Origin of the sequence: Marinobacter sp. (assembly GCF_040882185.1) — a bacterium.
Taxonomy (GTDB): domain Bacteria; phylum Pseudomonadota; class Gammaproteobacteria; order Pseudomonadales; family Oleiphilaceae; genus Marinobacter.
In genome coordinates this window covers 54285-66605 of sequence record NZ_JBBEBW010000030.1, presented here as the reverse complement: position 1 = coordinate 66605, position 12321 = coordinate 54285, and the positions used below count along the sequence as shown (strand labels likewise).

Genomic DNA, 12321 nt, shown 5'->3' with positions numbered 1-12321 from the left:
TCCATACACGTTCAATCGGGTAAAACCCATTGAACGGTGATCTTCCCACAGGGGACTTTCACCCCATTAGTTCATGCCCATGCTGGGCGTACACAATGCGCTGCTGTTGGACAAATTTTACGCTGCGCTTCAAATTTGCCGCAGAGCACGGCGTTGGGTACTGTAAGCCTGCGAACAATGAGGAAATAATAAAGGCTGTAATGGTGAGGCTATTTAAGAGCTTTTGCTTTGCTAGTTTTGTGTTCTCTCTACCCATCGTAAGCTTTGCCCACAGTGGTGGAACTGATGAGAACGGGTGTCATGCAGGTTCTGAGCCCTACCATTGCCATAACGGCAGTGACTCAAGCGGGAGCTCCAGTGGTGCTGATGTAGCTATTGCGGTCGGCGCTGCAGTTTTAGTCGTGGGAGCGATCTGGTACTACAGTCAATGTGACGAAGACTTGTTTAGGCTTAGCCACCAAAAGGGGTCAGCTCGAGGATGGGCGCCGACTGTTGAGTTTTCTGGCAGTGAGTCAGGACAAACCACATCTGTTGGTCTCCAGTATCGCTTCTAGTCTTGCGCTATCCGCTTACCGTCACCCAACCATCACAGTCACAGCGACGGCTACTTCATTGCGGCTTCGCCTTCATTCCGCAGCCGCGCGTGCTGAGCGGCGTTATGTGTGTCTGGCACCCCCTCACCAAAGGTGAGGGAATAGCATTTCGATGGAACTTGGTGATAACGAGAGTGCGATGGGCTTCTTTGCAGGTGCCTCAACTAGTCCAGCATCAGACATTTGCGAAACAATCGTTCGCAAAGTCCGTTCGCTGGTTCCTAAATTTCTTTGCAGGTCAGCGCGTTGCTGTGGTCCGGAACGCATAAGCTTGAAGTATATTTCTTTAGATTCAGGCTTGAGTGGCTTTAATGTTTCACCAGTTGATGACAGTAGGGCACCCCGGTTTCTCATTTCAAAATAATAGTTTATCCTTTCATCCAGTTTCTTTGGTTCGAGAAGTGCCGAAAAATACTTTACCTGATCAAGCGCCGTCTCAAGGAAGTATTCAGTAAAGTGGAGTAGTCCCTTGTCCGACAATATACCTCTGCCGTCAGTGGAGCCCTGTCGCTCCATGTCTGCACGACTTAAAGCCTCGTAATATGCGTCTGTATCTCTTCCAAAGCCCCGGCACATTGACCAAAGCCCATAACCGCCGAGACCTGAGCAGTGCATATAATTGTCAGTAAATAACCTTCCTACCCGGCCGTTTCCATCTAAGAAAGGGTGAATCCACATAAATCGATGATGCGCTGCCGCTGCGGCAAAGAGGCGATTAGTTCCATGGATATGTGCTGGGTTAAAGGTTTTTTCGAACCAGCCCATATACCTGGATATTTCTTCGTACTCCGGAGGAAGATGCTTTCCGACTTTTACGTTTCGGGTGCGAAACTCACCCGGAGTAATAGGTATAATTTCATCAGTGTCAGGATTTTTTATTTCAAGAAATTTTTTGGGAAGCCCTTGGTAAAACTCTTTGTGGATATCTCTAAAAAATTTACTTGTGCAAAGGATATCCTTGCCAATTTCTAAATTGGCTAGCCGGGTTTGCACCTCGATATGCTGTTTAATTTCGAGGAGGTCATCAGAGGGGTCCTTCCCTCCACCTTCCTCTTGGGCGTGCAGTATCTCGGCAGGGTGAGTTGGGTTTCCCTCAATTTTATTGCTATAAAAGGAGTTGACCACCCTGAGAAGTTTAACCATCGGAAGACGCAAAGATTCTGGAATGTTGGCGTTCAGTGCTGCATCAAGAGTGTAGAGTTCCACCACAGCATCTTGAAGCTTGCCGGGTGCGTTCTCTTGCGATACGAAAGGCGTTACTGATGTCATTTGCCGAAATCCAAGTTAACTAAATATATGATTTAAATGTATAATAAATATTATTGCCGGTTTGTTTGCCGGTATCTATGCCGTATTATACGTGTGTGAGCTCACATAACAAGGCTAGGCACGGCGACGGCTACTACATTGCGGCTTCGCCTTCATTCCGTAGCCGCGCGTGCTGAGCGGCGTTATGTTTCTCCCCTCGAACATCTTGCTTGCTGTCAGTCGGTGTTGTACTCTTTGATGTACATGTAAGCGTACTTAAGGTGATTTCCATGTCAAGGGTTCGAGTAGATGAAGATATCCGTCCACTGTCTGAATTTCGCGCAGGTGTAGCCACATTTGTAAAGCAGCTCCATGAAAACCGTCGCCCTATGGTGCTGACACAAAGAGGTCGTGGTGTTGCTGTGCTGGTGGATGTTCACGAGTACGAGAAGATGCAGGAACGCCTGGAAATACTGGAAGAGGTGTATAAGGCGGAAGAACAGATAGCCTCCGGGGATGGTATTGCACATGAAGACGCGAAGGCTCGGGTTCTGAGCGGACTGGCCCAATGAGGATAGTTTGGTCTCCGCTTGTGCTGGAGCATGTCGAGGATATCGCTCGGTATATTGCAGAAGACAACCCGGATGCTGCGGTACAGTGGGTTGATGATTTATTTGCCTCGGTCGAGCGGTTAGCTGATTTCCCTAAAAGCGGGCGTATGGTTCCCGAGGTCGGGTCACCTCGCATCAGGGAGCTGATATTTGGAACGTATCGGGTAATTTACAGCGTCAAAGATCAGGTCGATATTCTGTCAGTGCGTCGCAGTAGCCAGTTATTGCGGATGTCCGAGATCGGTGATGACGAAACATAACCAGCGGCTGCACAGCGACCGATTTTCCGCCGCTTGGCGGCTCCAAACCGGCGCGTGAGCCGGGCGTTAAAACGAAAACACAGGAGGTTACATGCAACGGATCGCATCGCGAATTATTTGGCCGGTGAATCTGCTCTTTCTATCCTTTCTCCCCACCTTTGCTTTTGCCGGAAACTCTGCTCCTGAGGACTATGCGACTGGTAAACAGTTGATGTTGGAAGTTCGGTATTGTGAGTGTCAGGCCACCAAAATCGATAGCGTATCCTCTGACCTGCTGCCAAGTTTCCTGGAGGATTCCGATCTATTAAAGGTTAGCGTATCGAGACAGGATAAAGGCTTTGCTTCTTCAAGTGAGTTGTCGATAGGTTATGAGGTCAAAACAATCGCAGGCCCATCCGACCAATTTCAATTCAACTATGCTGGCAGTTACACAACGAGTAATGGGAACAGCACGGGCAACGGGGAATTGCTGCTCGTTCAGGGGCAATGGGTCACGCTTTTCGGCTCGCGGCATGATAGCCAAACCGGATCGCAGTAGAGCAATGTCGCGGTGCGGCTGGCTAAGCCCGGTGGTTCCTGATGGCAGGTTTAACAAGTCGATCAAGTTCGCTCCGGCCGTTGGCCTCCACCGGACGCCCCTTATCTTCGCGTTATAAATGAGAAGGAGCTCTGATGAGCCTGAAACATCACTTTGAATTGCTAGCCACTTACAATCAGTGGATGAACTCAAAGGTTTATGAGGCTGCCGGACACCTCTCTGCCACGGATTTAGCCAAAGACCGTGGCGCTTTTTTTGGCTCCATACTGGGAACCCTGAATCACGTCGTCGTTGGTGACACCATCTGGCTCAAACGGTTTGCTACCCACCCGTCCTGCCTCAACTCGTTGCGCATGATCGCGGATCTTCAAAATCCGACGAGCCCGGATCAGATAGCCTTTGATACTCTTGGTAGCTTATCTGAACACCGAATCTGGTTGGATCGCCAGATTATCCACTGGGTAGCCGAGCTATCCGAAGGTGATCTGGATTTCGTTCTCATGTACCTCAACCACGAAGGCGTTCCTACCAAGAAACGATATTCGAGCTTGGTTCTTCATTTTTTTAACCATCAGACTCACCATCGAGGGCAAGTTTCTACGTTGCTATCACAGTCAGGCGCGGATATTGGGGTTACTGACCTGTTGGCTCAGATTCCAGAGGAGACTCATGTATAAACAGGCTAGTCACGGCGACGTCTACTACATTGCGGCTTCGCCTCCATTGCGTAGCCGCGCGTGCTGGCGGGCGTTAACCCTTCCGGTATTCACCTTGCAAAAGTCCGTCAATGACGTATATTTGTCGTCATGTATACCATCATCGAAACCCCTACATTCGAGGCAGATGCCAGAAAAATCCGGACTGAGGAAGAACGGAGTGTCTTCTTCGCGTGGTTGGCAGCCAATCCAGAAATTGGCGATCCCATTCCAGGTAGCGGCGGATGCAGAAAGGTTCGTTGGTCGGTGGCGGGTTCAGGGAAGCGTGGTGGGGTGCGAGTCATCTACTTCACCAGGTTGGCAAATGATGAGATCTGGTTGTTGGTGATCTATAAAAAAGCCGTCAAGGACAACATACCCGCGCATATCCTGAAGTCGATTCGTGAGGTACTGGAAAATGAATAACGAGACCCTGAGTGCAGAGGAACTTGGCAACAAGTTGCTCCAATCTGTTAAAGAAATGAAAGCTGGCAAAGCTGCACGAGTCAGTCAGGTTGAACCTAACGAGGTTGCAGAGGCCCGCGGCAAAACCGGCCTGACTCAGGTCGAGTTCGCTGAGGTACTGCATATTTCTCCGCGTACCCTGCAGGAGTGGGAGCAAGGTCGACGTAAACCCTCCGGGCCTGCAAAGGCGCTTATCGAGATTGCCTTTCGTCATCCCGAGGTAATCCGGGAAGATCTTGAACTAAGGGGTTAACAAGCGGCTGTTGTCGGACGCGCCTGCGCTGGCGCTCCGGCACGCCGCAAAGCCGGACGTCATGTGTGCTTTGACACCTGATACGTTACAGGGTACGCTCAGGAAATGATTCGAAGCTTCAAACACAAGGGCCTGGCCAAATTCTTCAAGTCCGGTAGCACGGCAGGGATTCAGGCCGCTCACGCAAAGAGGCTTCGGCTCATTCTCGGTAGATTAAATGCAACGTCGGATGCCAAGGATATGGACTTACCAGGCCTTCGGTTGCACGAACTCTCGGGCAATCGCATCGGAATCTGGTCAGTGACAGTTAGTGGTAACTGGCGAGTGACGTTCCGGTTCGAGGACGGAGATGCCGAGATAGTGAATTATGAAGATTACCACTGAGGTGTCCCCATGTTGATGCACAATCCTCCTCACCCCGGCGAAGTATTGAGAGAGCTTTGCCTTGAGCCCCTGGGCCTTTCTGTTACAGCGGCTGCAGAGGCCCTGGGCGTTAGCCGCAAAACACTGAGTGCCGTGTTAAACGGTAAGGCCGGTATTAGTCCTGAAATGGCTATTCGGCTTTCTATCGCTTTTGATACCTCGGCAGAAAGCTGGCTGAATCAGCAATCCCAATATGAGCTCTGGCATGCTGAACAACACCGCAAAGAGCTCAACGTGAAGAAGCTTGTTGCGGCCCGAAACAGCACATAACCAAGCCATGCACCGGATGCCAAAACCTCTGCTTCGCGCCGGTTTTGTGACCGGTGATGGCGGGCGTTAGGTATCCGAGTTACCCACGAACAGTAGACACCTTCTATAGTTAGGGTAGCCCCTAGCATGGAGGTGTTCCATGAGCCGCAAGAAGACCCACGCTTACACCGAAGAGTTCCGTCGGGAAGCCGTTCTCAGATCCGATCAACCTGGTAATACGGCCACTTCGGTTGCCGTGTTCGGTTTAGGTATCACGTTCTTTTCGGGGGAGGTATCCCGATTGGTTTCCCGGTCATCCATTCAACTGTCCTTAAGCCATCGAGAAACGCTTGAGTTGTTGCAAAGAAAACACATCCGTCCACTCAACCCTCCCGCAGCAATAGCGCCGGATTAAGCCGCATCGCTCTCAGTGTTGGCACCAGGCCAGCCAGCAGAGCCAATGAACTGACGATGCCTGCAACCAGTGCGCCCAGCCACCACAGATCGCCTGCCGGCAGTTTCAGCACTGTGGCCGCCAAGGGCAGGGCGATCAGCGACCCGAGTGCGGTCGCGAAAATTGTCGCGAGAAAGGTCAGCAGTCCTGTTTCAAGCAGCATGGATTGTCGAATAGCCTGGTGCCGGGCACCGAGGCAGTGCAGCAGGTTGGCCTCATACAGTTGTCGCCTGCGGCTGACACTCACCACGCTCGACAACACAAGCAGGCTCGCCAGAAGGCTGACCGTGGCAACCGCTACCAGACCGGCAGCCGCCTTGTTGAGCAGGTCACCGGCTGTCTCAAGCCAGTCGGCGGTGCGAAGAGTGATTACGTTGGGGATATTTCTGGCCAGCCATTGTTGCGATTCTTTTGCGGCAGGGTCGCTCTGATAGACCGCGCCTACGTAGCGCCCGATCAACCCGTCCAGCGCACCGTTCTGCAGAATGCCTTCGAACCAGAACCGGGTCTGCAGACCTTTCTGCCGGTAGATGGCCCGGATTTCGGCGGCAATTTGCTGGTCCTGGACCATAAACTCTATCTGGTCGCCAACACTCAACCCGAGCTGGTTGGCCTCACGATCTTCCATCGCCATAAAGACTGGCTCGCTGGCTGGCGCAGGTGACGTCCACCAGTCACCTTCCACCAGCTCAAGGTCTTCCGGATTGCCCGACAGATAACTGAGTTTGTATTCATCGCCCATTGCCTCGCGTCTGGCCTGTGGATTGTCCGCGAGCACGTCTGCAATCGGCTCCTTGTTGATCGCTGCCAGGCGGGCACGAACCAGCGGCAGGAGCTCTACCTTGCTGTCGGGGTCCATTGATTCAAGGCCGGACCCGAGTGAATCCATTTGATCAGGGAACACCTCGTACAGAATCAGGGCGGGTGCTTCGGCCGGAATGGTAGTTTCCAGCGCTCGCAGGAGGGTGGTGACGATCAGGGTGCAAGCCACCACAAGCGTCAGCGCAGTGCCCAGCGATAGCAGTGTCGCCCGCAAAGGGGAATCCGGCCTGTGGAGATTGGCCAGCGCCAACCTGCGGGCAAAGTTGCGATCGGCAAAACCGCCGTTTTCCAGCGCTTTGGCGCCACGTCGCAAGCCCTTGATCAGACCTTCCAGCAAACCCCAAAGCACGAGCACGGCCAGCAGGAACAGGAACCCCAACTGTGGGGATGGCAGCCAGAACAGCGTTGCGGCTATGTAAGCTGCGAGTAGCAGATAGCTTGCTATCCGCCAGCTGCGAGGCTCATGGCTGGCGGCCTGAACCTGTCCCCTGAACAGACCCGCTGGAGACGCCGAAAGCGCTCTGGCCAGCGCAGGTAGCGCAAAGACATAGGCGGTAAGCACGGCAAACAGCCAACTCAGGAGCAACGGTACAATCCACAGGGCTATCCAATGGCCGCCCTCTCCGATAGACCCCGGCACCGCAAAGGCATCGCCAGCTAGACTGATCGCCATTGCGGAAAGCCCCAATCCGATGCCGCCCCCAATGAGGCCAGCCAGGCTGCCCAGTATGCCGATCTGTAAAAGATAGATGGCTACAAGAGGTTTGCGACGCAGGCCCAATGTCTGCAGTGTGGCAATAGTGCCGAGTTTTTCCTCCAGGTAGGCGTGTATGCTGTTGGCAACACCCAGCCCGCCGATGAATAGCGTGGTGAAGGCTATCAGGATGAGCGCCGTTGCAATCTGATCGAGCCGCTCGGACAGGCGTTCGCTGCGTTCGGCAAAGGTGGTGATGTCCCATCTGGTATCCGGAAATGCCTGTTCGAATTCCGCCAGCCAGGCGTTCAGATCACGGTCGGTCTGTATGCGGTATTCGTAGTCCACCCGGCTGCCCGGGCGGATCAGTTCCGTTGCCTCCACCGCCTGCTCGGAAATCATGATCGGCAGGCCGCGCCAATTGGCGTTCAGGCTGCGATCCGGCTGGACCTCGATCAGGCCGCTGATGCGAAAGGTCGCCGCGCCGATCTCAATCTGGTCACCCACAAACTGACCCAGTCGCTCAGCCAGCAAGGGGTCAATAATGGCGCCCCAAAGACCATCTTTACGTGCGGTGAGTTCCGGGCGCGACTGGTCCGGCGTCAGTTGAAGCTCGCCATAGAGCGGGTAAGCCGCGTCAGGAATCAGTATCTCGGCTCGGAAGAAGCCTTCACCGTTTCTGCTGCTGACAATGGTATCGAATTCCCGAACCAGGGAAAGGCTACCGCTGCGACCAATCCATTCGAGCACCTCATCCGGTAAAGGCTCACTGGTATCCAACTCGACGTCGCCGCCGAGCAGGGCGCGGGTATCTGCCAGCAGACTCTGCTCGATGACTCGATAGAGGCTGGCCGTAGCAGCCACCAGGGTGACACCAAGAATGAGGCAGGCAAGGAAGACTTTGAGCGCTGAAATACGTGATCGCAGATCGGTGATTGCGAATTTCAGCATCCAGAGAGGCCTGGCGGCCATTTCAGATTTCATAAAGGCGCCCGCCTTCCATCCTGACCCGGTGCTGACAGCGTTCTGCCACACGCTCGTCGTGAGTCACCAGTACAAGGGTGGACTTGCTTTGCTTGTGGAGGTCGAACAGCAATGAGAGTACTTTTTCGCCGGTTTCCTGGTCCAGATTGCCGGTTGGCTCATCCCCCAGCAGCAGGCTCGGCTGGTGAACGAGTGCCCTGGCAATGGCAACCCGCTGTTGCTCACCGCCTGAAAGCTGTCCCGGGTAGTGCTGCAGCCGGTGGCTCAGGCCAACGGCGTCCAGCATCGAAAGCGCAGACTCTCGAGCGTTCGCCTGCCCGGCAATTTCAAGCGGCAGGCTGACGTTACCAAGTGCGGTCAGGCCCGGTAATAAATGGAAGGACTGGAAAACGATGCCAAGGTGCTCACTGCGCCAGTCGGCCAGGCTGTTGGAGTCCATATCGCCAAGGCGCTGGCTGCCAACCAGGATCTCACCCCTGTCCGGCCGCTGGAGGCCAGAAAGCAGCAGAAGCAGGGAGGTTTTCCCGCTGCCAGAGGGGCCGGTAATGGCTAGTGTCTCATCGGGTGGGACAGTGAGTGAGGCGTTGTTGAGCACCACAACGGTGCCTGACTCTGTTGGATAGGTGAGATGAATATCGCTCATTTCGACGCTGGTGGACACAAAGGCACCTTTTTCTGGTGATCGGCTTTTTGCTGATAAACGTTACGTGCGCGGCAGTGATTAGTGCAGCGGGCAGTGGTTGGATGAGTCAGAGTACGAGCAGTTTTGCAGACTGGCGCACTGTAGACTAAGCATCAAACGTACTTTTTGGACACCATCTGGCGCGGTTCCGACAGCGCAATTCGGAAAATGAGGCACACTTTGTTATCCAGCTATATCAGGGCTTCTCGCCCAGATGGTCCGCGACGAACGCATCGCGATCCCCCATGGGCAGTTCATCGCCCACGGTGGTGTCCCGGCGTGTCTGGTGCTCCATTTCAGAATTTAACTCGGCTCCGAGGAGAAAAATGAATGCCGTCAGGTAGAACCAGAAGAGTAGTATGACTACAGCACCTAGCGAGCCGTACATCTCGTTGTAATTGCCGAAGCTGGAGACATACCAGGAAAACAGGCCAGAGGTGATTAACCAGACAATGACCGCCACCACGGCACCGGGTGTGAGCCAGCGCCACCTGGCGGCGCTTCGGTCCGGGCCGAAGCGGAACAGCGCAGCCAATGCCACCACGGCGATCAACCCAAGGATGGGCCAACGGAGTATATCCAATGCTGATTCGGCTAAGGCGCCTAGGCCAAGGAACTTAAGGATAATCGGTGTTGCCGCCACAATCGCCAGAGAAAGGGCAAAGAAGAGGATCAACCCCAGTGTCAGCGCAAGGCTCAGCAGCAATTGCCGTATGAGGCTACGGTTGTCCTCTTCGTCGTAAACGATGTTCAGTGCGACCGTCATGGCGGCAGTGCCTCTGCGCGCACTCCAGAGCGCGACGAGGATACTGATCAGGGCGCCGAATCCTAATGCAGATTTAGAGCCGCTGGTAAGTTGCTCGGCTTGCTCGGTAAGCAGACTGCGCGCTGCGGCGGGTAGTACTCTCGCCAGTGCCGTGACTTGTTCCCGGGCCTCCGCCGGATCGAATACCAAGCCGTAAATGGAGATGAAGGCGGCAATCATGGGAAAGATCGCCAGAAGGAAATAGAACGCGACGCCCGCGGCTATCAATCCAATATTATCCTTCGCGGCCTCATTCTTCACGCGTAACGCGATATCGCGCCAGCCTTGGATGTCGATATTACTCGGACGCCAGGCGTTGCGGCCGCGCGAACTGGTGCTGGGGGTCTTGCTGACGTGCTCGCTCATCGACTTGTCCCTTCATTAGGGGGCTCTGTACGCTAGCAGGGACGGTGAAGGAGTGCTATTACCGCAAGTTAACGGCGGAGCCATTCGGAACGTCGTATGCTTAACGTCAGGCGCCTTGGCCAGAAACCCCAGCGTCACGCAGTAGGTCAACGAATTAGCCAGACGGGACACTAGCCTAGAAGCTCAAACCCTATATCAAAGAAGGAGTACGCATGCCAGCTCGCCGCAATCGCAATACTCAGTCCATCGCGGCAAAAACCGTCGGGCTCGCGTTCGCTGTCCCGCAGGTCGTCGCTCGTCGCCTGGCTCGTATGGTAGCGTCTGGCCCTACTCTTTCAGCGCGTGACCGCAAAGAGTTCAAGCTCATGGGAGCAGAGAAGTTGGCCGCGTTCAAAGAATCCTGGTACGCTATGGCTCTGCAAACCATCCGATCCAGCCAGGCGCTGGCGGCTAATTCTTTTCGCTCCTTCTGGTCGTCACCGGGAGTTGGTCACCCCTCCGCACGCATGGCAGCTCAACTAAAAAATGCCGCTCTGGGTATTGTGAACAAAGGTATCGCTCCGTTTCATCGTAAGGCTACGGCCAATGCCAAACGTTTGGCACACACCAAGCTTCGCTAAACCAGAGCTCTTCGACCTTGTTGACCCGCTGAGTTTTCCTCCCTAGTTTAAACGGTAGTTGAAATGGCGCTATGCGCGTTCGGCGACATAGTGAGGGATCCAAACACAGGTTTCGGAAACAGGAGAGCACCGTGGCGCAGATGTTTTTCGACGGCTGGGAAAGCATGTTCCGAACATTGGTGGTCGGGGCGCTGGCCTATATCACGCTGGTAATTTTCCTGCGTATCTCTGGAAAGCGAACGCTTTCCAAGATGAATGCCTTTGATCTGGTGGTGACGGTTGCTCTGGGTTCAACCCTTGCCACGGTTCTGCTGAGCAAGGATGTTGCCCTGGCCGATGGCGCCTTGGCCTTTGCTCTGCTGATCGGGCTGCAGTTTGTCGTCACCTGGTCCAGCGTTCGGGCGCGCTGGGTGCGGCAACTGGTGACGGGTGAGCCAATGATGCTGGTACATCGAGGCGTTTTTCTGAACGCGGCTCTGCGGCGTGCGCGGGTAACCGAGGACGAAGTTCTGGCGGCGGTCCGGGCGTCGGGGTTTGTGTCCCTGAACGATGCCGAAGCCGTGGTCCTGGAGACGGACGGGTCTTTCAGTGTTATTGGCCGAAGTTCGGGGGAGGATCGTTCAAGCCTTGACGGCGTTCAAGGACCTTAGCGGAGTCCGGCGCAGAATGCTTCGGTGATTGGTCTGAAGAATCAATTTGCCCCTCGAAGAACGTAGCTTGCTTAAGCCACCGTGTTGGAGTCGAAATGCCCTATACCTTTGAAGACCTCAAAAGCACCCGCCCAGCGCAATGGCAGGCTTACATTGAGCACAGCTTTGTGCGCCAGCTCGGGGATGGCTCGCTGGCGCCGGAGGCGTTCCAGCATTATCTGAAGCAGGATTACCTGTTCCTGATCCAGTTCGCCCGGGCGTTTGCGCTGGCGGCGTACAAAAGCCCGACCCTGGCTGATCTCAGGCAAGCCAAAGAAGGATTGCAGGCTATTGTTGATGTGGAGCTGGATCTGCACGTCAGTTACTGCAAGGAATGGGGCATTTCGGAACAGGAGTTGGCCCAGTTGCCAGAGGCCCGAGCCACTCTCGCCTACACCCGTTATGTGCTCGACACGGGCAACCGGGGCGATCTGTTGGATCTCCATGTGGCGTTGTCGCCCTGCATGGCGGGCTACGGCGAGATAGCCAACTGGTTGAACAGCCGCGCCGGAACTCTCCGGGGTGAGCAGAATCCCTACGATGCCTGGATCGTCATGTACGAAAGCGACGAGTTCCAGCACGCCATGCAGGCGGAAATCCGCTGGCTGGATGAACGGCTCGCCGACGTATCCGCCACCCGGTTTGAGCAGCTCAGCCGCATCTTTAGTGATGCGACCCGGCTGGAAATTGACTTCTGGCAAATGGGGCTTTCGTTGAGTGACTAAGGGTTTTTTAAAAATCACTTTAAAAACATTGTTTTATCTATTTTTCAGGTCCACCATCTGGCCAAAGTTTTGTCTCGCAACGAAGATAAAATAGGCGTAGCGTTAGAATGGCAAGCTGCGCATGTATGGCCACCACTGGCGGTAT

The 12321-nt window shown here is 54.5% G+C and carries 17 protein-coding genes; 13 read left to right on the top strand and 4 right to left on the bottom strand.

Going from position 1 to position 12321, the window contains the following annotated elements:
• The first annotated feature begins 95 nt into the window (after positions 1–95).
• The gene (locus WEB64_RS15015; RefSeq protein ID WP_368065662.1) at positions 96–554 is read left to right on the top strand and encodes a YHYH domain-containing protein; all 459 of its coding nucleotides are present in this window, start codon (positions 96–98) and stop codon (positions 552–554) included.
• A gap of 123 nt (positions 555–677) precedes the next feature.
• On the opposite strand, the gene WEB64_RS15010 is transcribed toward WEB64_RS15015, so the two are convergent.
• Positions 678–1862 carry a Fic family protein gene (locus WEB64_RS15010; protein ID WP_368058960.1) on the bottom strand — a complete coding sequence of 395 codons (1185 nt, stop codon included), beginning with the start codon at positions 1860–1862 and terminating at the stop codon, positions 678–680.
• Between the two features lie 269 nt (positions 1863–2131).
• Between WEB64_RS15010 and WEB64_RS15005 the strand changes: the two genes are divergently transcribed.
• The 9 genes from WEB64_RS15005 to WEB64_RS14965 all read left to right on the top strand — a co-directional run bounded on the left by WEB64_RS15005 (position 2132) and on the right by WEB64_RS14965 (position 5750).
• On the top strand, positions 2132–2413 hold the full coding sequence (locus WEB64_RS15005) for a type II toxin-antitoxin system Phd/YefM family antitoxin (protein ID WP_368058962.1): 282 nt from the start codon (positions 2132–2134) through the stop codon (positions 2411–2413).
• The gene (locus WEB64_RS15000) at positions 2410–2712 is read left to right on the top strand and encodes a type II toxin-antitoxin system RelE/ParE family toxin (protein WP_368058964.1); all 303 of its coding nucleotides are present in this window, start codon (positions 2410–2412) and stop codon (positions 2710–2712) included. Before WEB64_RS15005 ends, WEB64_RS15000 begins: the two co-directional genes overlap by 4 nt.
• A 91-nt stretch (positions 2713–2803) precedes the next feature.
• Positions 2804–3250, top strand: a complete 447-nt coding sequence (locus WEB64_RS14995; protein WP_368058966.1) for a hypothetical protein — start codon at positions 2804–2806, stop codon at positions 3248–3250.
• 134 nt (positions 3251–3384) lie between these two features.
• Positions 3385–3927 (top strand): DinB family protein, encoded by a 543-nt coding sequence (locus WEB64_RS14990; RefSeq protein ID WP_368058968.1) that lies wholly within the window; start codon positions 3385–3387, stop codon positions 3925–3927.
• A gap of 129 nt (positions 3928–4056) precedes the next feature.
• Positions 4057–4371, top strand: coding sequence for a transcriptional regulator (locus tag WEB64_RS14985; RefSeq protein WP_368058970.1), 315 nt, complete (start codon positions 4057–4059; stop codon positions 4369–4371).
• Entirely contained in the window at positions 4364–4663 is a 300-nt protein-coding gene (locus WEB64_RS14980; protein ID WP_368058972.1) for a helix-turn-helix domain-containing protein, read from the top strand. The genes WEB64_RS14985 and WEB64_RS14980 overlap by 8 nt, the downstream gene beginning before the upstream one ends.
• 105 nt (positions 4664–4768) lie before the next feature.
• A complete protein-coding gene (locus tag WEB64_RS14975; protein ID WP_368058974.1) occupies positions 4769–5047 on the top strand; it encodes a type II toxin-antitoxin system RelE/ParE family toxin in 279 nt (92 codons plus the stop codon).
• A 9-nt stretch (positions 5048–5056) separates the two neighbouring features.
• On the top strand, positions 5057–5356 hold the full coding sequence (locus WEB64_RS14970; protein ID WP_368058976.1) for a HigA family addiction module antitoxin: 300 nt from the start codon (positions 5057–5059) through the stop codon (positions 5354–5356).
• A gap of 139 nt (positions 5357–5495) precedes the next feature.
• Positions 5496–5750: a hypothetical protein gene (locus WEB64_RS14965; protein WP_368058978.1), complete on the top strand. Its 255-nt coding sequence runs from the start codon at positions 5496–5498 to the stop codon at positions 5748–5750.
• Here WEB64_RS14965 and WEB64_RS14960 read toward each other — a convergent pair.
• The 3 genes from WEB64_RS14960 to WEB64_RS14950 form a co-directional block, all read right to left on the bottom strand.
• On the bottom strand, positions 5719–8289 hold the full coding sequence (locus WEB64_RS14960; RefSeq protein WP_368058980.1) for an ABC transporter permease: 2571 nt from the start codon (positions 8287–8289) through the stop codon (positions 5719–5721). The genes WEB64_RS14965 and WEB64_RS14960 overlap by 32 nt on opposite strands.
• The gene (locus WEB64_RS14955) at positions 8279–8932 is read right to left on the bottom strand and encodes an ABC transporter ATP-binding protein (protein ID WP_368059162.1); all 654 of its coding nucleotides are present in this window, start codon (positions 8930–8932) and stop codon (positions 8279–8281) included. The genes WEB64_RS14960 and WEB64_RS14955 overlap by 11 nt, the downstream gene beginning before the upstream one ends.
• A gap of 235 nt (positions 8933–9167) precedes the next feature.
• On the bottom strand, positions 9168–10142 hold the full coding sequence (locus WEB64_RS14950; protein WP_368058982.1) for a YihY/virulence factor BrkB family protein: 975 nt from the start codon (positions 10140–10142) through the stop codon (positions 9168–9170).
• Between the two features lie 212 nt (positions 10143–10354).
• Here WEB64_RS14950 and WEB64_RS14945 point away from each other — a divergent pair, with 212 nt between their 5' ends.
• The 3 genes from WEB64_RS14945 (at position 10355) to tenA (ending at position 12176) form a co-directional block, all read left to right on the top strand.
• Complete coding sequence (locus WEB64_RS14945) at positions 10355–10762, top strand: polyhydroxyalkanoate granule-associated phasin (RefSeq protein ID WP_368058984.1); 408 nt, start codon at positions 10355–10357, stop codon at positions 10760–10762.
• Positions 10763–10902: 140 nt separating this feature from the next.
• Positions 10903–11412 carry a DUF421 domain-containing protein gene (locus tag WEB64_RS14940; RefSeq protein ID WP_368059164.1) on the top strand — a complete coding sequence of 170 codons (510 nt, stop codon included), beginning with the start codon at positions 10903–10905 and terminating at the stop codon, positions 11410–11412.
• A gap of 95 nt (positions 11413–11507) precedes the next feature.
• Positions 11508–12176: a thiaminase II gene (gene tenA, locus WEB64_RS14935; RefSeq protein ID WP_368058986.1), complete on the top strand. Its 669-nt coding sequence runs from the start codon at positions 11508–11510 to the stop codon at positions 12174–12176.
• The last annotated feature ends 145 nt before the right edge of the window (positions 12177–12321 follow it).

Excerpts from the sequence above, each read along its gene's own strand:
- WEB64_RS15015 (WP_368065662.1), top strand. The coding sequence starts at position 96 with ATGCGCTGCTGTTGGACAAATTTTACGCTGCGCTTCAAATTTGCCGCA.
- WEB64_RS15010 (WP_368058960.1), bottom strand. The coding sequence starts at position 1,862 with ATGACATCAGTAACGCCTTTCGTATCGCAAGAGAACGCACCCGGCAAG.
- WEB64_RS15005 (WP_368058962.1), top strand. The coding sequence starts at position 2,132 with ATGTCAAGGGTTCGAGTAGATGAAGATATCCGTCCACTGTCTGAATTT.
- WEB64_RS15000 (WP_368058964.1), top strand. The coding sequence starts at position 2,410 with ATGAGGATAGTTTGGTCTCCGCTTGTGCTGGAGCATGTCGAGGATATC.
- WEB64_RS14995 (WP_368058966.1), top strand. The coding sequence starts at position 2,804 with ATGCAACGGATCGCATCGCGAATTATTTGGCCGGTGAATCTGCTCTTT.
- WEB64_RS14990 (WP_368058968.1), top strand. The coding sequence starts at position 3,385 with ATGAGCCTGAAACATCACTTTGAATTGCTAGCCACTTACAATCAGTGG.
- WEB64_RS14985 (WP_368058970.1), top strand. The coding sequence starts at position 4,057 with ATGTATACCATCATCGAAACCCCTACATTCGAGGCAGATGCCAGAAAA.
- WEB64_RS14980 (WP_368058972.1), top strand. The coding sequence starts at position 4,364 with ATGAATAACGAGACCCTGAGTGCAGAGGAACTTGGCAACAAGTTGCTC.
- WEB64_RS14975 (WP_368058974.1), top strand. The coding sequence starts at position 4,769 with ATGATTCGAAGCTTCAAACACAAGGGCCTGGCCAAATTCTTCAAGTCC.
- WEB64_RS14970 (WP_368058976.1), top strand. The coding sequence starts at position 5,057 with ATGTTGATGCACAATCCTCCTCACCCCGGCGAAGTATTGAGAGAGCTT.
- WEB64_RS14965 (WP_368058978.1), top strand. The coding sequence starts at position 5,496 with ATGAGCCGCAAGAAGACCCACGCTTACACCGAAGAGTTCCGTCGGGAA.
- WEB64_RS14960 (WP_368058980.1), bottom strand. The coding sequence starts at position 8,289 with ATGAAATCTGAAATGGCCGCCAGGCCTCTCTGGATGCTGAAATTCGCA.
- WEB64_RS14955 (WP_368059162.1), bottom strand. The coding sequence starts at position 8,932 with ATGAGCGATATTCATCTCACCTATCCAACAGAGTCAGGCACCGTTGTG.
- WEB64_RS14950 (WP_368058982.1), bottom strand. The coding sequence starts at position 10,142 with ATGAGCGAGCACGTCAGCAAGACCCCCAGCACCAGTTCGCGCGGCCGC.
- WEB64_RS14945 (WP_368058984.1), top strand. The coding sequence starts at position 10,355 with ATGCCAGCTCGCCGCAATCGCAATACTCAGTCCATCGCGGCAAAAACC.
- WEB64_RS14940 (WP_368059164.1), top strand. The coding sequence starts at position 10,903 with ATGTTTTTCGACGGCTGGGAAAGCATGTTCCGAACATTGGTGGTCGGG.
- tenA (WP_368058986.1), top strand. The coding sequence starts at position 11,508 with ATGCCCTATACCTTTGAAGACCTCAAAAGCACCCGCCCAGCGCAATGG.